The organism is Guptibacillus spartinae, from assembly GCF_028610625.1.
GTDB lineage: Bacteria > Bacillota > Bacilli > Bacillales > Guptibacillaceae > Guptibacillus > Guptibacillus spartinae.
In genome coordinates, this window is the sequence record NZ_JAQQWU010000007.1 from 170575 (window position 1) to 190665 (window position 20091).

General features: G+C 40.0%; 22 protein-coding genes. 12 read left to right on the plus strand and 10 right to left on the minus strand.

The features are described 5' to 3' along the window. Nucleotides 1–54 precede the first annotated feature (54 nt). Nucleotides 55–240: a YhzD family protein gene (locus PQ511_RS14000; protein WP_098446420.1), complete on the plus strand. Its 186-nt coding sequence runs from the start codon at nucleotides 55–57 to the stop codon at nucleotides 238–240. Nucleotides 241–292: 52 nt separating this feature from the next. Here PQ511_RS14000 and PQ511_RS14005 read toward each other — a convergent pair whose 3' ends face one another. Continuing rightward, the gene (locus PQ511_RS14005; RefSeq protein ID WP_273852531.1) at nucleotides 293–1774 is read right to left on the minus strand and encodes an aldehyde dehydrogenase family protein; all 1482 of its coding nucleotides are present in this window, start codon (nucleotides 1772–1774) and stop codon (nucleotides 293–295) included. A 152-nt stretch (nucleotides 1775–1926) separates the two neighbouring features. Then, entirely contained in the window at nucleotides 1927–2778 is an 852-nt protein-coding gene (locus tag PQ511_RS14010) for a Cof-type HAD-IIB family hydrolase (protein ID WP_273852532.1), read from the minus strand. Between the two features lie 346 nt (nucleotides 2779–3124). Between PQ511_RS14010 and PQ511_RS14015 the strand changes: the two genes are divergently transcribed. Further along, nucleotides 3125–3346 carry a hypothetical protein gene (locus PQ511_RS14015; RefSeq protein ID WP_273852533.1) on the plus strand — a complete coding sequence of 74 codons (222 nt, stop codon included), beginning with the start codon at nucleotides 3125–3127 and terminating at the stop codon, nucleotides 3344–3346. 155 nt (nucleotides 3347–3501) lie between these two features. Here PQ511_RS14015 and PQ511_RS14020 read toward each other — a convergent pair whose 3' ends face one another. Next, nucleotides 3502–3870: a YlbF/YmcA family competence regulator gene (locus PQ511_RS14020; RefSeq protein WP_224598674.1), complete on the minus strand. Its 369-nt coding sequence runs from the start codon at nucleotides 3868–3870 to the stop codon at nucleotides 3502–3504. Between the two features lie 83 nt (nucleotides 3871–3953). Then, nucleotides 3954–5096, minus strand: coding sequence for a DUF445 domain-containing protein (locus PQ511_RS14025; protein WP_273852534.1), 1143 nt, complete (start codon nucleotides 5094–5096; stop codon nucleotides 3954–3956). Nucleotides 5097–5223: 127 nt separating this feature from the next. On the opposite strand from PQ511_RS14025, the gene PQ511_RS14030 reads away from it, so the two are divergent. The 10 genes from PQ511_RS14030 to PQ511_RS14075 all read left to right on the plus strand — a co-directional run bounded on the left by PQ511_RS14030 (nucleotide 5224) and on the right by PQ511_RS14075 (nucleotide 14585). After that, nucleotides 5224–6582: a YheC/YheD family endospore coat-associated protein gene (locus PQ511_RS14030; protein WP_273852535.1), complete on the plus strand. Its 1359-nt coding sequence runs from the start codon at nucleotides 5224–5226 to the stop codon at nucleotides 6580–6582. 12 nt (nucleotides 6583–6594) lie between these two features. After that, the gene (locus tag PQ511_RS14035; RefSeq protein ID WP_273852536.1) at nucleotides 6595–7683 is read left to right on the plus strand and encodes a YheC/YheD family endospore coat-associated protein; all 1089 of its coding nucleotides are present in this window, start codon (nucleotides 6595–6597) and stop codon (nucleotides 7681–7683) included. Then, nucleotides 7652–9025 (plus strand): YheC/YheD family endospore coat-associated protein, encoded by a 1374-nt coding sequence (locus PQ511_RS14040; protein WP_273852537.1) that lies wholly within the window; start codon nucleotides 7652–7654, stop codon nucleotides 9023–9025. Before PQ511_RS14035 ends, PQ511_RS14040 begins: the two co-directional genes overlap by 32 nt. Beyond that, nucleotides 9022–10185 (plus strand): YheC/YheD family endospore coat-associated protein, encoded by a 1164-nt coding sequence (locus PQ511_RS14045; RefSeq protein WP_273852538.1) that lies wholly within the window; start codon nucleotides 9022–9024, stop codon nucleotides 10183–10185. Before PQ511_RS14040 ends, PQ511_RS14045 begins: the two co-directional genes overlap by 4 nt. 43 nt (nucleotides 10186–10228) lie before the next feature. After that, the gene (locus PQ511_RS14050) at nucleotides 10229–10447 is read left to right on the plus strand and encodes a DUF5342 family protein (protein WP_273852539.1); all 219 of its coding nucleotides are present in this window, start codon (nucleotides 10229–10231) and stop codon (nucleotides 10445–10447) included. Nucleotides 10448–10504: 57 nt separating this feature from the next. Continuing rightward, nucleotides 10505–10708: a hypothetical protein gene (locus PQ511_RS14055; protein ID WP_273852579.1), complete on the plus strand. Its 204-nt coding sequence runs from the start codon at nucleotides 10505–10507 to the stop codon at nucleotides 10706–10708. 108 nt (nucleotides 10709–10816) lie between these two features. After that, complete coding sequence (locus tag PQ511_RS14060; protein ID WP_273852540.1) at nucleotides 10817–11707, plus strand: PucR family transcriptional regulator; 891 nt, start codon at nucleotides 10817–10819, stop codon at nucleotides 11705–11707. 162 nt (nucleotides 11708–11869) lie between these two features. After that, nucleotides 11870–12967, plus strand: coding sequence for an ABC transporter ATP-binding protein (locus tag PQ511_RS14065; RefSeq protein WP_224598707.1), 1098 nt, complete (start codon nucleotides 11870–11872; stop codon nucleotides 12965–12967). Between the two features lie 174 nt (nucleotides 12968–13141). Next, complete coding sequence (locus PQ511_RS14070; RefSeq protein ID WP_273852541.1) at nucleotides 13142–13933, plus strand: transporter substrate-binding domain-containing protein; 792 nt, start codon at nucleotides 13142–13144, stop codon at nucleotides 13931–13933. After that, nucleotides 13926–14585, plus strand: coding sequence for an amino acid ABC transporter permease (locus tag PQ511_RS14075; RefSeq protein WP_273852542.1), 660 nt, complete (start codon nucleotides 13926–13928; stop codon nucleotides 14583–14585). Before PQ511_RS14070 ends, PQ511_RS14075 begins: the two co-directional genes overlap by 8 nt. A 32-nt stretch (nucleotides 14586–14617) precedes the next feature. On the opposite strand, the gene PQ511_RS14080 is transcribed toward PQ511_RS14075, so the two are convergent. The 6 genes from PQ511_RS14080 to PQ511_RS14105 form a co-directional block, all read right to left on the minus strand. Beyond that, nucleotides 14618–14866: a hypothetical protein gene (locus PQ511_RS14080; protein WP_273852543.1), complete on the minus strand. Its 249-nt coding sequence runs from the start codon at nucleotides 14864–14866 to the stop codon at nucleotides 14618–14620. Between the two features lie 76 nt (nucleotides 14867–14942). Then, nucleotides 14943–15158 carry an alpha/beta-type small acid-soluble spore protein gene (locus tag PQ511_RS14085; RefSeq protein WP_194220033.1) on the minus strand — a complete coding sequence of 72 codons (216 nt, stop codon included), beginning with the start codon at nucleotides 15156–15158 and terminating at the stop codon, nucleotides 14943–14945. Between the two features lie 499 nt (nucleotides 15159–15657). Beyond that, nucleotides 15658–17019 carry a TrkH family potassium uptake protein gene (locus PQ511_RS14090; protein WP_273852544.1) on the minus strand — a complete coding sequence of 454 codons (1362 nt, stop codon included), beginning with the start codon at nucleotides 17017–17019 and terminating at the stop codon, nucleotides 15658–15660. A gap of 251 nt (nucleotides 17020–17270) precedes the next feature. Next, nucleotides 17271–17978, minus strand: a complete 708-nt coding sequence (locus tag PQ511_RS14095) for an alpha/beta family hydrolase (protein WP_273852545.1) — start codon at nucleotides 17976–17978, stop codon at nucleotides 17271–17273. A 74-nt stretch (nucleotides 17979–18052) separates the two neighbouring features. After that, nucleotides 18053–18625 carry a DUF4257 domain-containing protein gene (locus tag PQ511_RS14100; RefSeq protein ID WP_489753151.1) on the minus strand — a complete coding sequence of 191 codons (573 nt, stop codon included), beginning with the start codon at nucleotides 18623–18625 and terminating at the stop codon, nucleotides 18053–18055. A 3-nt stretch (nucleotides 18626–18628) separates the two neighbouring features. Beyond that, nucleotides 18629–20032 carry a SpoVR family protein gene (locus tag PQ511_RS14105; protein ID WP_273852547.1) on the minus strand — a complete coding sequence of 468 codons (1404 nt, stop codon included), beginning with the start codon at nucleotides 20030–20032 and terminating at the stop codon, nucleotides 18629–18631. Between the last annotated feature and the right edge of the window lie 59 nt (nucleotides 20033–20091).

Genomic DNA, 20091 nt, shown 5'->3' on the forward strand with positions numbered 1-20091 from the left:
AAAAAAGTGACAACAAATTGTTCAATCGGTAAACTATTAGTAGGAGGGGATAACATGGAAAAATACATTATCACAGCATTCGAAAAAAGCGGCGCTACCGTTCTTGATGAAAGTTTCGAAGCACAAGATGACAAAGAAGCAAAAAAAGTAGGCGAGGAACTGTTAAAGCAGAAAGGATTTGAAAACCACACAGCCCGAGTCGTCTCATCTGCAGGAAAATTGATCGTCTTAAAAAGATAGCGCTATCATGAAAGAACCGCCCGTCCATAAAAGGACAGGCGGTTCTGTTTTATTATTTTAAGTTAATCCATACACTCTTTACTTCAGTGTAATTATTTAGAGCATAAGAACCCATTTCTCTTCCAATGCCGGATTGCTTATAACCACCGAATGGAGAAGCGGCGTCAAACGCATTGTAACAGTTTACCCATACTGTTCCAGCTTTGATTTTGTTTGCTACATAATGAGCGGATTTCAAATTCTCAGTCCAAAGTCCAGCAGCAAGACCATAGTTCGAATCATTTGCACGTTCGATTACTTCGTCCAAATCTTCAAACGGCATGGCAGCAACGACTGGTCCAAAAATCTCCTCTTTTGCAATGGTCATCTTATCATCAACGTCAGAGAAAATAGTAGGCTGGACATAATATCCTTTATCATAAGGGACCTGTCCACCAGTCAGTAATTCTGCGCCTTCATCCTGTCCTTTAGAAATATATTTCATTACTCGCTCATGCTGTTCAGCCGATACGAGTGGTCCCATTTCAGTATCTGGATCTAGTCCAGCACCCTGCTTAATTTTCTGACTATGACTCACTAAGTCAGCCATTACATTGTCATAAGCTTTCTTTTGGACAAAAAGTCTTGATCCCGCACAGCAAACCTGCCCCTGATTAAACATAATACCGCTTAGTGCACCCGGTATGGCTTTTGTCATATCGGCATCAGGTAAGATAATATTTGGAGACTTTCCTCCGAGCTCAAGCGTAACGCGCTTCAAATCATTTGAAGCCTGGTTCATAATATATTTACCAACTTCAGTCGATCCGGTAAAGGCAATCTTATCCACGTTCGGATGCTTAACAAGAGCATCCCCTGCCGTTTCACCGTATCCTGGTACCACGTTCACAACACCTTCAGGGAATCCAGCTTCTTCCATCAGCTGTGCTAAATAGAGAGCCGATAGCGGCGTTTGTTCTGCAGGCTTAAGTACAACCGTACAACCAGTTGCGAGGGCAGCGCCAAGCTTCCAAGCCGCCATAAGTAGCGGGAAGTTCCATGGAATGATTTGTCCCACAACACCTAATGCTTCGTGACGCGTGTAGTTAAAGAACGGGCCGTTAACTGGAATGGTTTGTCCCATAATTTTAGTCGACCAGCCAGCATAGTATCGAAAATGCTCGATTGCGAGTGGAACATCCGCATTTTGTGTCTCACGAATCGGCTTACCATTATCAAGCGTATCAATCATCGCCAGTTCCTCTTTATTTTCTTCCATTAAATCAGCAAGCTTATAAATTAAACGACTTCTAGCAGAGGCAGACATGCGAGACCAAGGTCCACTGTCAAATGCTTTACGAGCCGCCATCACTGCTTCATCAATATCATCTTTCATTGCTTCACTAACTGTTGCTAGTACTTCACCAGTTGAGGGGTTTAGTGTATCGAAAGTTCTACCTGATAACGAATCCTTCCATTGACCGTTAATATAAAGTTTTTTTGTACCTTTCAGAAATTCCGTCACCTTTGGATTCAAGTCGAGTAATTTTTGCATACAATCCCTCCAGAATTCAAAATTATCAAACATTATACATATTAGCTGTTTTTTCGTGAAAGCCTTTTCATTTCCCGAAAATGATTCGAAAGGCTCATGAAAAACGCCTTCATTCCCCAACTTTCGTCAGGGTTCGATGAAGGCATAACAAACTACTTTTTAAGTTGAACACGCATTTGTTTCCGAAAAACTTCTTTTACCATATACGAAACGCCTCGTTGATCATTTGAACGTGTTACCCAATCAGCAAGTCGCTTTAATTCATAGGAGGCGTTCCCCATTGCTACGCCAAGACCAGCCTGTCGGATCATATCTGCGTCACAATCTGAGTCGCCAATCACAACCATTTCATCGACAGCTATGCCTAATTTCTCTCCTAAAATTCGGAGTCCTTTCGCTTTTGAAACGCCTTTAGGGATAATTCCAAAATTACATTTTGTCGATCGAACTACTGATATCGTTGGTAGACACTCTTCTAACAAAAGACGAGCTTCCTCTCTCTCTTCTTCATTAAAGAAATGAGCATCGATTTTTGGTGGAGAAAGTTCTTTCTTTTCTAAGTAATCACTTAGTGTTTCAACAAAATTGACAGGGTAGAATAATGGGTCTCCGATTCCTAATGTCATTTTGGCAGATAAGTAGTTATTATGCTTCACGCGATTTCCAACAGCAAGTCGTTCGTGAATAATACGGATGTGGCAATCAAACCGTTCAAGAATTTTCACAATCTGATTAACATCTTCGTTTGAAATTCTTTGTTCGTAAATTGGCTCTTCAACCTCTTTTGCAATAAAGGCGCCACTATGCGTAACGAGCATACAATCATCTAATTTCACTGCTCTTGCAATTTTCTTAGCAGATGCAAAGTTGCGGCTCGTTGTAAGCGTAACGTATACGCCTTTCTCCTTCACGTATTGAATGGCATCCTTCGTTTCCTTGTCAATTTTATGGTTGGATCTAAGTAACGTCCCATCAATGTCTAATGCAAGAAGTTGATAAACCATGTGAATCCCCCCCTTATTTTGAAGGCAATGTTAATGAATGGTGTTGATTTTCGGCTCATTTACGTCCTGCGATGCCCAAACGCTTCGAGCAAATTCATTTGCGTGAAACAAAGGTTTCACTCGCATGAGTCAAAATCGAGAAATCACCAACTAACATAGCCATTTTGAAAGTGCTCCCTTCCCCACTTATCTCTATGACTCGTAAATCTTGTCTTATCACATGAAATTCCCTAAAATTCTGTGTTCTCGGAATTAGGCGTTTAAAAATGGAACAGCGTGGGAAGTTTTAATATGAAACTAGTATTATTACAAATGTATTACAAAAACGGAGAGGGGTCTTATACGTATGACAAAAGGGAAAGAAAGAATCAGGTTCGATTGTACGGGAGCATTTAGTGAGCCACATATTTATAAATGTTCTGAATGCGACCATGAATTTAGAGGGATCATTGCTGGAGAGAAGGAAAGAGTTCACCAATTAAACTGTCCTCATTGTTCTGTAGAAGAAACCATCATTACACAACCAACTCAGTTTGAAGTTATTGGCGTTATTGAGAACGCTTCCTAAGCCATTATTCTTTTTTATTAAGAAGTTGTTTTGTGCTTATTCGACTGAAGCGAAGGTTTCACTCGAATAAACCCAAAATCAATCTGGAACCTTATCAACTACTAGAAACGAATCATAAATAAAAAACCGTTCATCCGAGGATGAACGGTTTTTTATTATTGTTGAATGTCTTCTTCAGGGCTACCGTAAAGATCCTCTAGAGGCTTCGTTACGATTTTGTTGATGTCCTGAATAACCTGGCTCATGCGCTGTTCTTGTTGCATTAACTGAGAAATCACTTCATGCTGCTGAACAAGTTCAACTTGCTGCTGAGCTTTTTGTGCTTCTTCTTCAGTAATTTGTTGACCAGTCATTTGCTTCTGTTGAAGTTCCATTTGCATATTGCGGAAGTTATCAAAAAGTTTCTTTGATACTTCATCCTGGTTGACTTGATCATATAATTCTTTCAGCTTTGTGTAGTCCTCGTGTTCGCGCATTGCGCTTTCTAATTCGTATGCTACGTCGTAAAGATTTTTCTCTGCCATTGTATATACCTCCTTAGTAAGTGAGGATTATTTCGCTCTCATAACCCTATACTTCCCCACTATAACAAAGACTGAAACGAAATTCATCCCATAAGGGAAATGATGATGCCTTGAATGAGTCCAATCATTCCTCCAAGCACTGCTCCAAGGTACGTAATCATTTTAAATTCGCGGCGAGAAATAGACAGAACCATCTCTTCAAGACGACCGACTGAAAATGTCTCGACCTGACTTTTCACCACATCGGCAAGGTGCAGCTGTTCCATAAGCGGCTGCAAATTTCGACTTAGATATTGTCCGGCAGCATCGACTATTCTTGGCACAAAGTCTTCGATTATACGTTGTTTATATGGCTCTACTGCTTCTGATAAGCTTAAATTCATCACATGGTGAATCGGAAGTTCATTCACAATGATATTCGTGATCCCATGCACAAGCTCTTCTGAATTGAATTTGTCTTCAAATGTCTCTAATTTCGTTTCTTTCAAGGCATGCCATTCTTTTTCAAGCATTGTTGTAATGACAGTTTGAATATCCTTTTGTTTAAGAAGACGGAGCAATTCAGGCTGTACCTTATCAACTAGTCTTGTATTTGTAAAAAACATATTGATCATACTTCCAAGCGTCCCACGGTCAGCAAGATAGCGATCAATCATCACAGATAGCTTGTTCTTTCCTTCAGATGAAGCGATGTAATCACTAATTTTCGTTAATATCAAATCCGCAAGAGGTTCGATCGATTCATCAATTTTCGTCTGTGTTGTCACAGGAAGAATCTCCGCGAGTTCTTTGCTTTTCACGCTCACTAGTTTCTTTTCAATCTTTTCGTTAAGATAAGCACTTGCTCTCGAGCGTACTTCCCGCTCCGGATCCTCAAGATGCAATCCTCTTTTTAAGAGATCCGCAATTTTTTCATCAGTCTCGAGTAATTTCAACACTTCTTTCTGTGCATACTCAATCATCGTACGCTTAAAAACCGGATCATTCATTTTCTGCTGAATTCCTTCAGCAGTTAGAAGGTGTTCCACGACCATTCTTCCAAGCTGAACGGCTAATTCATCTCTTCGCTTCGGAATGAGTCCAGGCGTAAATGGCACTTTCCATTTCCCAATATAACGCGCTTCATATGGTCTAAATAGCATCTTAATCGCTAATGAATTTGTAAATCCACCTATAGCAGCACCTATAGCAATCATAAAGAGGATTGTAATAATAATGGACGACATGGTACCTCAACCTTTCTATTCCTCACGTTCACAGAGTAAACTTCATCTTCATAGTATACGATATCCGCTATTGCCTATCCAGTTAAAGGAAGGTAAAAAATCAAAAAACATTGAACGAGGGTCGTGAATGAAACACGTTGAAAAAATTATGTTACAACCAGAAAACCTCACCTCGAATGATTCTAAACTTACGCTAAGCATTCCAGAAAACATCGCTTCTAAATGGAAACTGACAGATTCACAATTTCCACTGCGATGTGGGGTGCTTGAAGTAACGGTTACAATAAAGGTCTATCGTACATCATCAAGTCATACCGTATATTGTTCACCTGAACTACTTCGTTCCCTGTCACTCCCAACTCAAACCATTCCAATTACGATAAGCTACTGTAAGCAACAAAAGTTCCTCTCGTTCGGCCCAATCTTCTGCCTTGCCCTTAATTGTTCTCCTAAAGCAGAAATTCCATTTGGGTCTTATACAGATTTTTGTAGGGAAGTAGCTGAGTATTGCGAAGAGCATCATATTCTATTCTACGTCTATACGTTACAGCCCTGGAATGAAACCAGGGTGTCAGGATTTATTTGGACTCAGCGTACATGGATGGAAATGGACTTACCGATCCCCTCTGTGATTTATAATCGAATTCACTCTAGGAAGCTTGAGAATTCTCCTTTTATCCAACAATTAAAAACCTATTGGCAGCAGCAAAAAATCCCTTATTTTAATGAATCCTTTTTAGATAAATGGGACGTTCATCAGAAACTACTTTCTTATGAGGAAATCACACCATACCTTCCTGAGACGGTTCTCCTTGAAGGGTTTGAAACCGTTGAGATTATGATAATGAAACATCCGATCCTTTACTTAAAACCGTTAAATGGAAGTCAGGGCAAACATATCTTTCGCATTACCCAAAGGGAAAACCTCTTTCTTCTTGATTACTCTAGCTTTCATGGCAATCAGACCTTGTCATCATCTGCTTTAACGAGTCTTTTCAAAACGATTCGCTTACGTTCTAAATATGTTCCCTATTTAATCCAACAGGGTATACCGCTCATAGATATAGATGGCTGTCCCGTCGATTTCCGCATTCTTTGCGTAAAAGGCTCTGGCAATAAGTGGTCGGTCGTCTCAGCAGTATCGCGTGTTTCTCGAACAAATGAACAATTCGTCTCAAACATTGCACGTGGGGCTCTCTTAAAAAAATTTGATGAAGGTCTCACGCCATTCGAAGATTCGATGAAAAGACAGCTAAAACGTATCCTTCCCGAACTTGCCCGTGAAGTTTCGCAAATCATTGATCGTGAAAGTGAGGGATTATTCGGGGAGCTTGGCATCGACATGTCAGTTGATCAAAACGGCCACCCCTGGATTATTGAAGTAAACACAAAACCATCTAAAACCTCAGAAGGAACGCCTTCTGCTACCTATCGGCCGTCGGTAAGAGCACTCATCCGATTGGTACACTGGTATGCATCCTTATAGAAGGGGGAGATTATGAAATCATTTGGGATTTTACAATATTCACTTCAACACGAAAAAGAATATGTCTCCAAATTAAGTGAAGCTGGCGGCGCTCTAGGATTCGAAATCTATCGATTTGTCCCTACCCAGCTTTCTTCTCATCACTTACGAGGATTGAAATACAATCAATTACAAAAGAATTGGGTGGAAATCGATTTTCCAGTACCCAACTTTATTTATGACCGGTGCTTCCATAACGGTAACTGTACTGCGAAAGAAACTGCTTTTATTAAATGGTTAAAAACGGAAGCAGATACGACATTCCTTGGCCATGGGCTACCTGGAAAATGGGAAGTATACAAACATTTAAAGCGGAATGCCTTACTAAACCGTCATCTCCCACTATCAACAAAACTTCAGCATCACACATGCGCAAAAGTCGTAACAGATTTGTTGATTGACCATGCCAAACTTATTTTAAAACCAAGTATTGGCTCGCAAGGAAATGGCCTAATGATGATTACTAAAAACCCTCACCAGATTGATGTTCAAATCAATCATAATGGGCATATCCTTCATCATACTTATGATCATACTAGTTCTTTACTCAAAATGATTAAAAGCGTTCTAAAAAAGCGTGATTATATCGCTCAGCAATGCCTTTCCTTACTTGATCAGAATAATCGACCTTTTGATCGTAGAGTCGTAATGAAGAAAACCTCTCACGCTACGTGGGAAGAAATTGGGCGGGCAACTCGTGTAGGAAACGCTAAATCTTTTGTATCAAACTTGCATAGTGGAGGCTCTATCCAAACTGATCAACAGCTCCTCATGCCAAAAGATGTCTTTCATCAAGCAGAACAAAAAATTAGTCGACTATCTCATTGTGTTGCTTCTTTCCTAGAAAAAGATTTCCATCCACTGTTTGAACTTGGTTTAGATTTCGGGATTGATCAATCAGGGAAAGTATGGTTACTTGAAGCAAATTCTAAACCAGGACATAAGGCCATTCAGTCGCACCGAGATTACGAAACAATTCCATTTCATTATTGCCATTCGCTCATTAGCGAGAAGAAAGGGGTTAATCACTATGAACGCAATACGTCCATTAAAAAAGGATAGTGCTTCTCAAGGTAATTTCTATGTCCCACCCTCTCTGTTTAAGCGTTGGGTCGATCAAGTTTCTTTTCCGAATCAACTTTGTTTTGGCTCAAGAAGATCTTTCTGCACGGTCTCTCCTCATCCTGATAACAAGGAAGAATACCTTCTATCAGAAGATTTATGGAAGGTATTAGGTGTTCCTGCAGAAACATCGGTTCACTTGTTTGAAAAAGGGGATTCACTACACATAGGGCCATTAATTGGGATTTTCACCGCTGGATTCACAAAGGATAGCATGAGGCCAATTGGTGAACGAAGCATGTACTTCGCTAAATTATTGTCAGCCACTCTAAAGTGTGGCGCAATTGGTTTTGCGTTTGGTGCCCATCATATTGATTGGAAAACAGGTAGTATTAAAGGAGTCATGTATAACCAAAAGGGCTGGTACAGAGTCACAGTGCCGATCCCCGATGTTGTTTACGACCGCCTACCGAACCGTAGTTCGGCAAGTATTGAACAAGTCAGTACAACGATGCAGAAACTTCAATCGCAATACTTCACGCCATGGTTTAACCCCGGCTTTTTTGATAAATGGACGATGTTCGAAAAATTACGGGAGGATGAGACCGTAAAAAACTACTTACCAGAAACCGTTTTAAGTCCTAAAACAACACTATTGTCACGTATGTTGAAAGAGTATGAGCAAGTATATATTAAACCAGCTAATGGAAGTTCCGGTCTTGGAATTCAACAGATTTTAAAACCGGAAAATGAAAAATATTATTATTGCCGTTTCAGAACAGATAAAGAAAACCGCCTTAGACGATATACATCTCTTGCAAGATTAATTAAAACGCAATATCCAAATGGTTTGGAAGGACTCATTGCACAACAAGGAATTGATTTACATCGCATTCATCAACGAGCAATGGATTATCGCGTTCATACGAATAAAAACAAAGAAGGGCACTGGGAAGTTAGTGCCATTGCTGCGAAAATTGCCGGCGCTGGAAGTTTAACGACTCACATGGCATCAAATGGAACGGTTAAAACAATTGGAGAACTCATTTCGGAATACGGGCTAAGTAAACAGGTAGAGACTGATTTAATGGAGGCCTCCCTCCAGTTAAGTCGAGCCATCGACAAGAAAATTTCTGGCTTTATAGGTGAAATTGGTTTTGATCTTGGCATAACGAAAGAGGGGAAAATTTATTTATTTGAAGCGAATTCTAAACCCGGAAGAGGGATTTTTTCACACCCGAAACTTAAATCTGAAGAAGCAAAAACGAGAATGTTACCGATGGAATATGCTATCTTTTTGGCACAATCTACAATTGAAAAACATGTGGTTTCGAGAGTATGATCGAATTATTTTATCATCATGCAAACAAGCGCTGGTATCAAAAGAGTAGCTATCAATCCATTTATTGGGGGAAAGAGCCAACAAAGCTCTCTCCCTTTCCCTCTTCCTCTTCTTCTATTATTCAATTGCAATCGTCTTTCGATGCGATCAGGCCCCTTGTTGGCATTTTTGCTGGCTCCAACCGAAAGCATCATTTCAGTGGCAATGGGACATTGTTTAAAACCATTCAACAGAATCTGACTGAATGTGGCGGACTATCTTATGTCTTCACTCCTGAGGATATTTTCCCGTCATTTATAAGAGGTTATCTATACAATCCGATTTCAAAAAAATGGACAGGTTTTCGTTTTCCTTATCCAAATATTGTTTACAATCGAATTCCCAACCGCGAAGAAGAGTGTTCGAATAAAGTGACCGCTTTTTTTAGCTTATTAAAAAAGAAGGGAATCCCTTATTTTAACCGGTCCTTTTTTCAAAAAGACCACATCCTTTCTCATTTAGCAGCAAAGGATTCGCTATCGCCATTTATTCCAGAGACAGCACCTGCTACGGAAGTAAACTTCAAACACTTTATCGATTCGTACCCCTCAGTTTTTTTCAAACCCACTGCTGGTAGTAAGGGCCGAGGGATATTTAAAGTAAATAGAGTCGATTCAGGATTTCACTATATCGATCATAAAAGGAATGTATTATTTTCAACCTTCCATTCCCTACAAGAACACCTCATTACTCAAATTGATGAACCTTATATCATGCAACGTGACATTAACTTGACTACACACCAGGGAGATCATTTCGACTTTCGAGTTCTTTTACAAAAACCATTTAAAAGCTGGCAAGTCACTGGCATTGGCATAAGGGCAGCGCCATCTAATGGATTAACGACTCATGTCCCAAAAGGGGGGCGAATCCTTCCCTTTCATAAGATAGCCACTCAAGAAGATGAAGCACGATTGCATGCGCTCGCGATTCGTATAGCAGAAGCCCTCGAAGAAAAAGAGGAGATGCTTGAGTGCTCTTTAGATATCGGCAAAGATCACCATGGGAGGCTTTGGCTTTTTGAAGCAAATGCAAAACCAATGCGATTTGATGAACCGCATATCCATGAAGCATTTATCCGCTCACTCATCACAACTTTTCGAACTTACTCAGCGTATTAACTTCCTATGTTATGATGATTAAAAAGTGATATGGGGGAATACGATGATTTCACACTTTCAATATAAATCGATTGGATCCAAAGTAAGGAAACCTAAATGGGAAGTATCTTTTTTCTATCAGGGAACGTATTACCGTACACTATACCTCCATACGGGAGAATTCGAATGGTTCCAGCCCGCTCCATCTGAATCGGATCAAAACAAACTTCAGTCCCAAATTCATGAGCTTATGCTTTTCCATGTATACGAACAAGACTCATAATCCTTCTCCCAGATACACATACTAACCTTATTCAACGAAATAAGGAGATGAATAAGGTTGCCAAACAAACGAACAAAAGACTCTATGTATGAAGGCCGCGATAAGTATGACATGGATATTGATCGTATGGTTAATGAAGGAATGGCTGGCGGCGCCGTTCATCAAAGTTACAGACAGGCACAAATTGAGGAAGCCATTCCCGTTATGGAACAAGAGCCTCCATACTCAAGCAAAGATCAAAAAGATAAGAACGAACAGTAGTGACAGAACCTCTTGCTCTTAAAGAGGTTCTTTTCACGCGCTTTTCTATTAATTCAAACAGACGATTGCGTTATACTAGAGGATAACTGCACATTAGGAGGGCCACTTATGAATGCAAAACTTGCCGAACTATACGGAAATGATTATGTCCTCACCTCCGAACAACCGAATCTTTTCTACTGGTATCGCACAACTGACGGAGAGGAATTTGGGATACGCAAAACCCGCCTGACCGCACGTGAGAAAGATCTTCTCAATGCCATTTTCCCTTCCCTTCGTCTCATCGATAATCAAATGAATGGGGTTCAAAAGAAATGGGCATCTCTCCTCTTTGAAGATGATCTAAGCGTTGAACTGAATTTGAAGCCACCTATCCGGTATATCCACTTTTATTTAAAAGAAGCACCAACCGATTTGTCTGATTTCATTGAGGCTATGACTGGACTATTTTCTGAGGAAACGGTTCTGTTATTCGAAAATGACAGGAAGGGCGTTCTTGTGCAGACGAACGAAGTTGACGAACAAATCGTTCAGGAATTGGAACAAACAGCTGCAGCCCTAACTGCTGACTTTTTCACAGGAATGTCTTTATTTGTTGGTCAAACCATTCGTCACTCTGACAACAATCAGTTAAAACGTGTGTACAAAGCTGAAAAAAAATGGTTTTCAACAGGACGAGATCTGATGCCTTCTCAAATGGTCTTCACTCATCAGGAGATTGTTCCAGCCGTTCTCTTTCATGAAGCAAGTGAAGAAACGATTGATTATTTAGGGAAATTAATAGAACCTGTTCAACTTGATGCAGAACTGCTAAAAAGCATTCGCATTTATTTAGAATCAAACTTAAATATTACTCTTGCTGCTAAACAGCTTTACGTACATAGAAACAGTCTACAATATCGAGTCGACAAGTTTATTGAAAAAACGGGCATTGATGTTAAAAGCTTTCAAGGAGCTGTCATGGTTTACCTTTCTCTCCTCGCGATGGAACTGCGTTAATAAACGCAGTTTTTTCTGCCAACATTTCATAAAATGATCCTCTTTCGTTCAAGATGCACAAAACCACTGAACAATTTTGTGCACGCTTCCAATTTACGATAGCGTTTTCATAGAGTAGACTTAGAACTAGCAAAAGGAGTTCATTTCATAGGAGGCATTAACATGGCAGAGATTACTCTCAATCACATTTATAAAAGATATGACAACAAATTTGAAGCAGTAAAAGACTTTAATTTAGATATTAAAGATAAGGAGTTCATCGTATTTGTAGGTCCTTCTGGTTGCGGTAAATCAACAACGCTTCGAATGATTGCCGGCCTTGAAGATATCTCTGATGGTGACCTCGTCATTGGTGATCGTCGCGTAAATGACGTTGCACCAAAAGATCGTGATATCGCAATGGTATTCCAAAACTATGCCCTTTATCCACATATGAACGTATACGATAACATGGCATTTGGATTAAAATTACGTAAGTTCGATAAAAAAGAAATCGAGCGTCGTGTAACAGATGCTGCTCGTATTCTAGGGCTTGAAAGTTTGCTCGATCGTAAACCGAAAGCACTCTCAGGTGGTCAACGTCAGCGTGTTGCACTAGGTCGTGCCATTGTACGTGATCCACAAGTATTCTTGATGGATGAGCCGCTTTCTAACCTTGATGCTAAGCTTCGTGTTCAAATGCGTGCTGAAATCTCCAAGCTACACCAGCGCCTACAAACGACTACTATTTACGTAACGCATGACCAAACGGAAGCGATGACAATGGCAACACGTATCGTTATTATGAAAGATGGCGTTATCCAACAAGTTGGATCACCAAAAGAAGTTTACGATGCACCAGACAACGTCTTTGTAGGTGGATTTATCGGATCTCCTGCCATGAACTTCTTCCGTGGTACTTTGCAAGATGGCTTCTTCAAACTAGGTGATGTTCAAGTGAAAGTTCCAGAAGGAAAAATGAAAGTCCTTCGTGATCAAGGATACTTGAATAAAGAAGTCATGCTCGGTATTCGTCCTGAAGACATTCATGATGAGCCAGTATTTATCGAATCATCTCAAGATACTAAAGTAAATGCCGTCATCGATGTAGCTGAATTGATGGGTGCTGAAACATACCTTTATTCAAAAGTAGCGGATCAGGACTTCGTCGCACGCGTGGACTCTCGTACTGATATTCAAAACGGTCAGAATATCAGCCTTGCGTTTGATATGAACAAGTGTCATTTCTTTGATACAGAATCAGAACTTCGCATTCGTTAATCATTGAATAGTAAAAAGCTTTCTCTTAAAACGAGGAAGCTTTTTTATTTGTGTCTTGCATGAACAAGTAAATTAACGTCAATAATGTTTCTTGATTGACTTTAAGTTAAATGCTAACTACAATAAATACAGAATTCACATCAATTTTGTAGGAATTAAAAGGAGGACTTTATCTTGAATAAAAAATGGATGGTAGGATTAGTACTTGCATTAACACTTACAGTACTTGCTGCCTGCGGTAGTAATGAAAATACGGAAAATGGCGAAGAAGGAAGTTCTGATGAACAAGAAACTCTTTTAATTGGAACAGAAGCAACTTATCCTCCATTCAGCTATCGAGATGATAACAATGAAATTACTGGCTATGACGTGGAAGTTGCCCGCGAAGTTGCCGATCGAATTGGAATGAAGGCAGAATTTAAAGCCATTGAATGGAAAGGGCTTCTCTCTTCTCTTGAAACCGAACGTATCGACATGGTAGCGAATCAGGTGACCATTACCGACGATCGTAAGGAACAGTTTGACTTTACAGAGCCTTATACTTATTCTGGCGGCCAAGTAATCGTTAACGAGAATAATGAAGACATCAAGGGCATTGAGGATCTTGAAGGAAAAACAGTAGGAACAACACAAGGAAGTAACTATGCGCAAGCTGCTGAAGAAGCAGGCGCTGAAACCAAAATCTACAAAGGCGCGAACCAGGTCCTGACAGATCTTAGCAATGAACGGAACATTGATGCAGCAATGAATGACCGTCTCTTTATTTTAACGGAATTGCCTGAGCAGGATTACAAAGTAAAAGGCGTTGGGGAAACGTTTAATAAAACGGAAATGGCTTTTGCTCTTCCAAAAGGAAATGATGATCTAATTAAAAAGATCAATGATGCATTGAAAGAAATGAAAGAAGACGGAACACTTGCAGACATTTCTAAAGAATATTTTGATGGAGAGAATGTAAGTGAGTGAAACAACTGATGTGTTAATCAATTCTTTGCCTTTTCTACTTGAAGGGGCAAAGAATACACTTCTTCTTAGTTTCTTTTCCATCTTTGGTGCTTTATTCGTTGGATTAGTCATTGCATTGTTGCGCCTCTCAAAAAGTAAAGTAGCGACTGGATTAGCAAAATTATATGTCTCGTTCTTCAGAGGCACTCCACTACTAATCCAATTATTTATTTTGTATTATGGTCTTGTCTCTATTGATATTCAATTAACAGCCTGGCAAGCCGCATACACTGGCCTTATCTTACACTTTGGAGCCTATATCTCTGAATCATTCCGAGCAGCCATTCTCTCCCTCTCAAAAGGACAATGGGAAGCGGCCATGTCACTTGGAATGAAGAAGTCGTTAATTTACAAAGAGGTCATTCTTCCTCAAGCCTGGAGAAGAGCCATCCCACCAGTATGGAATTCTTTAATAGATATCGTAAAAGCCTCTTCTCTTGCTTCTGTACTAACAATTTCAGAACTAACGTATAATGCAGATCAGATCGCTGCTTCAAACTTTAAAGTCTTACCAATTTTATTAACAGCGGCCTTCATCTACTGGTTCTTCACAACGATCCTCAATCTGATTCAAAGCTTTCTTGAGAAAAGATTATCTATTCCAACCTCATAGTAAAAGAGCTGCCGTAATGGGCAGCTCTTTTGTTATGTAAGCCATTCTTCAATTAAATACACGTCATTCCATCCGCATGTTGGGCAAGATAGAAGATGGGGACATTCATGCGTTTCACTTTTATATCCATCCGTTTTCTTCATTGCTTCAATGGGTTCATAAGCACTATATTCATCATAGTACTCCGCTTCTCTTCCCTTATCTGTTAGAGTATCTGCACACACCTGACAGACAAGTTCGATAGCTGCAAAGCTATTGCAGAGCGGACATTCAAAAGACATGACATCCTCCTCCTTCTATAGATCAATCACCTAAGAAGGGATGGACGTATCCACCCCTTACAGCCATGGTATATAATTATTTTTGGTAACCGCCAAGCTGTTGTTCAGCCATTTGAACCAAACGCTTAGTGATTTCTCCACCAACAGATCCGTTAGCGCGAGAAGTTGAGTCCGGACCAAGTTGCACTCCGAATTCAGTAGCGATTTCATACTTCATCTGGTCGATAGCTTGAGCCACACCAGGTACTACAAGGTTGTTAGAGCTTCCTTGTCTGTTTTGTTGTTGAGCCATGTCAATCACCTCCTTTGTACAACTAGTTTGTGAAATCCCGGTTTTTATATACCATATTTTTTTGGTAAATAAGACCAAGAAAAGCGGAAGTGGGCGGTTAAGTCCGACAAGCGCTGGAAGTATTACATTTGAACACGTTTTTTGTGTTCGGAGGTAATACTGAAGCGACTCGAGGACTTGCCCACTGCAGCTAGACAAGAAAAGCGGAGACGAGCGTTTAGAAACGGAGATATTGGAACTCTTGAACTAGAACACGTCTTTTGTGTTCTGGTAAAAGAGTGAAATATCGCAGTTTCTGCGAGTCGCAGCTAGATCAAGAAAAGCGGAAGTGGGCGGTGTGACACGGCAGGCACTGGAGCACTGCAAAACCATAATTCCGCGAATTCTGAGAAAATCCCGCGATTTTTTTATTTTTTTCGCGAAAATCCAACTATTTCCGCGAAACGAAAAAGACCACTACAACAACGCAAAAAAGCAAGAGGCACTTTGCCCCTTGCTCTTATCCAATAATAACTCGTTCTGTTGGATAGTGATACCTTTCTCGAAGAACCGTTCCTCGAATAAGGAAAAGAAACGAGAGAATACCAATTCGACCAATAAACATCAAACACATGATTACAATTTTCCCAAAAGGACTCAGTCCGGGAGTGACGCCCATTGATAATCCAGTTGTACCAAACGCTGAGGATACCTCAAAAATAATGGCCACAATCGGAAACGGCTCTGAGAACGAAAGCATAATAATGCCGCAACTCCATACGATAATGGCTACAGTAAAGACGACAAAGGCTTTATGAATATCCTCATGGTGCAATTCTCGTCCAAATATCTTTATCGATGTCCCACCCTTTGCGAAAAAGAAAATCGCGAGCAAGACAATCGCAAAGGTTGTGGTCCGAACCCCACCACCGACACTGCTCGGGGAAGCCCCGATAAACATTAAAGCAGACATTAATAACTGTGTAGGCTCTTGGAATTGGTTAACATCCATCGTTGCAAGGCCCCCACTTCGGGTTGTAACTGATTGAAACATCGCATAAAAGAATGATTCGTGCCAGTTCTTATCCGCAAAAAAGGCTGTAGCTTCAAATGCCCAAATCAGAATAGCACCCGACACTACCAGTACAAAGAACGTCATGGTAGTTAATTTTGTAAACAAAGAAAATTTGTAGCGGTAACTATTCTGTCTAGCGAATAAAAAGTTTTTCACTTCAATGAGAACTGGAAATCCAATTGCCCCAGTTACAATTAATAAGATGTGTATAAATTGCACGAAATAGTCATGAGCAAACGGCTGCAGGGAACTACCCGTTATATCAAAACCACCGTTTGTTGTTGCACTTACCGAAGCAAAGAATCCCTGTAAGTAGGCTTCTTGCCATGTTTCAAAAAAGCGAAGATAATACGTGCCCAGGACAAGGGCTCCAATCAATTCAATAATAAAAATTAAGCCAAGTATTTGTTTCATTAATTGCACTAATCCAGAAAGCGTTGATTGATTTTGATCTGTCATGATCAACTGTCTTTCTTTCAATCCAATCTTTTTACCCATGACTAGCCATACAAATGTACCGAGAGTCATAATGCCAATTCCTCCAATTTGGAGGACAGCGGCAAGGATGAAAATTCCAGCAACGCTAAACGTATCCGAAATGGAAACAACTGAGAGTCCTGTTACGCTTACCGCACTAACGGCTGTAAATAAAGCATCAATAAAGGAAAGATGCACCCCAGGTTGATGGGCAATTGGTAAGCCAATTAAAAAAGTGGAAACCGTTACCGCTATTAAATAAAACAAAACGATTAACTGAACAGACGTTAATCGGATTCGTCGAAATCGAGATCTTAACAAAACATCCACAGCCTTTTCATATAATCCAAACCTTTGAGAAAGCTCCTATAAGTTCAAAATGAACGACTTTGATTGCAAGGAGTTTATCTCATATGAAGGGTTAGCTAATTACATTCCCTATCTTAACCCATATACGCTCTCTGTCAATCTCTTTCCTCTATACCCCATTATTGAGAATCTTCTTACCATCTTTTACTTATCCCACCTTTCCAATTCCAAAAATAGAATAAAAAAATAAGAAGCTGCCCTTAGACAACTTCTCAATTTTCTTTGATCCACTTCGTTACAATCTTAACCGTTTCATTGATTTGTTCTTTTGAAGTAATGGATGCTGGGTTATCTCCTTTTTGCTCCCCATACATACCGTAATTCGCATGGTTTCCACCTTTAATCACATGGATATCTGATTGAGTGGATAACAAGTTCTCCTTTTCTTTTTGATCAGACAGAACGGCTACGCCATCATCTTCCCCGTAGATTGTTAGCGTTGGTATAGCTAAGTTGGACATGTCTTCAATCGGATAGGCCGCAAGGAAAAACAAGCCATGTATGGCATCAGGGTGTTCAGTAGCAAATGAGGAGGCTACTGCGCCACCTAATGAATGACCACCAATATACCAATTATCCACTTCACCATAGCGCTCAATCACATCCGCAGCTTTATCCCCATCTAGGATGGCAAGATTTAACGTTAGACGTGGGATCACAACAAAATACCCTTCATTAGCGAGCTGATTCCCTAGATAAGCATAGGCTTCTTCTTCCACTTTACCGCCCTGATAAAAAATAATGCCTTTTTCTGCCTTAGGTGATCCAAACGTTAATTCCTTTTCATTTGACTCTTCTATATAAGTTAGCGCTTCTTTTGTTGGTTCATAAGCTGACTTTGCCCAGAAATAGAAAGCAATCGCCACAACGACAAGTAACAACAAAATAATGAGGAAGGTTCGTTTTAATCGTTTTTTCATATGAGATCCCCTTTATATGTGCATAATCACATATATCATACGATAGATCTCATGCTTCTACAAGACATAAGCAGTTAGAATGACCGTTGCTTACCTTGATTAAGAAGTGAATTGATTTCACATTGATAAACTTTAGCTTCTTTTGGTCCTACCGCTTCACCAACTTTTGCTTGAAGCTTAATGAGACGCTCCATTTCTGCTTCTGTTAAGTAAACAGGTGGTGGACTCATTATTCCTTTTACCATTGATCCTTCCATTTCATTTTTTACAGCGTACGTTTGGATGTTTTCATTTTGTAGTACTCTGTTATTCTGATTAATGATTTGGTCTGTTTTTTGCTCCACGTATCGCTTTAGAAAAGCACTGCTTCCAAAACCTGTAAGAAGTGCTAAGTATAACAAATATTGCCCAGAGGCATTTTCGATAAACAAAAGTGTGGTTAAGATGCCGCCAATGGCCCCTACAAATGGTTCCTTAATCGATCCGATGCTATAGTAAACCGTCTGATTTTGATGGTTCATGATTTTCCGAAAACGTTGAAATTCACCTGAGATAAGAATATTCCCCACTCCTCCTAACGCACCCGCTAGTGTAGTAAAAAGGAGATAACTCCAGAAATGGTTGTGTAAATCACTCAGGATGTCCAACGTCTACAAATACCTTCGGTGCAATTTCTTTCCGTCATAAGAGAACAAAACTTCTTTATCCTCTACTCTTGTTTCCATGTGAACCGGACGCCCCCAAAGCTGATAGATATAAGGAAGCACACGCTCTAAATATTGGAGATCGAGCTCTGTCTCTTCAAAAGAATGGTGAAGGTACATTTCACCAGCTTTCATATAATTCCCGTCATTTACCGTTAAATATGGAAAGCCGCCATTTACCCTCATCGTCACAAGTTGATCCCGAATATGCTCCCATTCTTTATCTACGATTTTATAATCCCGACCCTTTTTCTGGAACAAATACAAATCTTCCTTATGGACAAGATCTTTCGTTAAATAATTTCTTATAAATGAAATATCTGCTTCTACTTCTCGTACCTCAAACATTTTCTCTCGACCTTTCCCTGGCTCGTACCCCCGCTGCTTCATTTCTTCTGTTGGATTGTCATAGACTTCTTCAATATGTTCGAAAATCTTTAGCCCAAGATAGTAAGGATTGATACGCGTTCGTGAAGGCTGAACGACATTTGCGTTTAAAGAAGCGAATTCAATCGCTTCATCTGTCGTTAAATCCATTTCCCGTAGAATTCGTTGATGCCAGTAGCTAGCCCACCCCTCATTCATGATTTTTGTTTCAAGCTGTGGCCAGAAGTAAAGCATTTCTTCTCTCATCATTGTCAAAATATCCCGTTGCCAATCCTCTAGTTCAGTACTGTATTCCTGAATAAACAGAAGAAGATCTTTTTCTGGCTGAGGAGGGAATTTTTTCTTTTTCTTTGGAGTTGGCTCGTCCGCAGAATCATCCTTATCGATTGACCACAAATCATTGTAAGGTGAATCATTCCTCACAGGAATCGGTGTATCGTCTTGATAATGATAAGTTAGTCTAGGACGCATGATAGAAGGATCAATGTGTTCCTGTATGGATAGGACAGCATCAAGAAAAGTTTCTACCTCATCTTTCCCGTAGTGATGTTCATAATATGCAATACGCTCAGCTGTGGCCGTCATGCTTTCAACCATGTCTCTTCGAGTATTTGAGAATCGAACGTTGTTTTTAAAAAAGTCGCAGTGCGCCAATACATGTGCAATAATGAGTTTATTTTGTATGAGGCTATTCGTATCTAACAAAAAGGCATAGCAAGGATCGGAATTTATAACCAGCTCATAAATTTTACTTAGTCCTAGATCATATTGAAGCTTCATTTTATGAAACTGTTTTCCAAAACTCCAGTGGGAAAAGCGCGTCGGCATTCCATATGCTCCAAACGTATAAATAATATCCGCGGGACATATCTCATAACGCATTGGGTAATAATCGAGTCCGAACCCTTTTGCGATTTCCGTAATCTCTTCAATAGCATAAAAGATTTCTTTCTCTGTAGACATGTCATTCCCTCCTAATAAATTGCTTATTAATATGTATGACCGGACAAGTAGCTTCATGA

What these genes read in the sequence shown, in the direction of transcription:
- PQ511_RS14020 (WP_224598674.1), bottom strand. Translation starts at nt 3,870, where the DNA reads ATGGCAGAGAAAAATCTTTACGACGTAGCATACGAATTAGAAAGCGCA.
- PQ511_RS14025 (WP_273852534.1), bottom strand. Translation starts at nt 5,096, where the DNA reads ATGTCGTCCATTATTATTACAATCCTCTTTATGATTGCTATAGGTGCT.
- PQ511_RS14060 (WP_273852540.1), top strand. Translation starts at nt 10,817, where the DNA reads ATGAATGCAAAACTTGCCGAACTATACGGAAATGATTATGTCCTCACC.
- PQ511_RS14035 (WP_273852536.1), top strand. Translation starts at nt 6,595, where the DNA reads ATGAAATCATTTGGGATTTTACAATATTCACTTCAACACGAAAAAGAA.
- PQ511_RS14000 (WP_098446420.1), top strand. Translation starts at nt 55, where the DNA reads ATGGAAAAATACATTATCACAGCATTCGAAAAAAGCGGCGCTACCGTT.
- PQ511_RS14080 (WP_273852543.1), bottom strand. Translation starts at nt 14,866, where the DNA reads ATGTCTTTTGAATGTCCGCTCTGCAATAGCTTTGCAGCTATCGAACTT.
- PQ511_RS14085 (WP_194220033.1), bottom strand. Translation starts at nt 15,158, where the DNA reads ATGGCTCAACAACAAAACAGACAAGGAAGCTCTAACAACCTTGTAGTA.
- PQ511_RS14005 (WP_273852531.1), bottom strand. Translation starts at nt 1,774, where the DNA reads ATGCAAAAATTACTCGACTTGAATCCAAAGGTGACGGAATTTCTGAAA.
- PQ511_RS14065 (WP_224598707.1), top strand. Translation starts at nt 11,870, where the DNA reads ATGGCAGAGATTACTCTCAATCACATTTATAAAAGATATGACAACAAA.
- PQ511_RS14015 (WP_273852533.1), top strand. Translation starts at nt 3,125, where the DNA reads ATGACAAAAGGGAAAGAAAGAATCAGGTTCGATTGTACGGGAGCATTT.
- PQ511_RS14040 (WP_273852537.1), top strand. Translation starts at nt 7,652, where the DNA reads ATGAACGCAATACGTCCATTAAAAAAGGATAGTGCTTCTCAAGGTAAT.
- PQ511_RS14095 (WP_273852545.1), bottom strand. Translation starts at nt 17,978, where the DNA reads ATGAAAAAACGATTAAAACGAACCTTCCTCATTATTTTGTTGTTACTT.
- PQ511_RS14030 (WP_273852535.1), top strand. Translation starts at nt 5,224, where the DNA reads ATGAAACACGTTGAAAAAATTATGTTACAACCAGAAAACCTCACCTCG.
- PQ511_RS14050 (WP_273852539.1), top strand. Translation starts at nt 10,229, where the DNA reads ATGATTTCACACTTTCAATATAAATCGATTGGATCCAAAGTAAGGAAA.
- PQ511_RS14105 (WP_273852547.1), bottom strand. Translation starts at nt 20,032, where the DNA reads ATGTCTACAGAGAAAGAAATCTTTTATGCTATTGAAGAGATTACGGAA.
- PQ511_RS14010 (WP_273852532.1), bottom strand. Translation starts at nt 2,778, where the DNA reads ATGGTTTATCAACTTCTTGCATTAGACATTGATGGGACGTTACTTAGA.
- PQ511_RS14045 (WP_273852538.1), top strand. Translation starts at nt 9,022, where the DNA reads ATGATCGAATTATTTTATCATCATGCAAACAAGCGCTGGTATCAAAAG.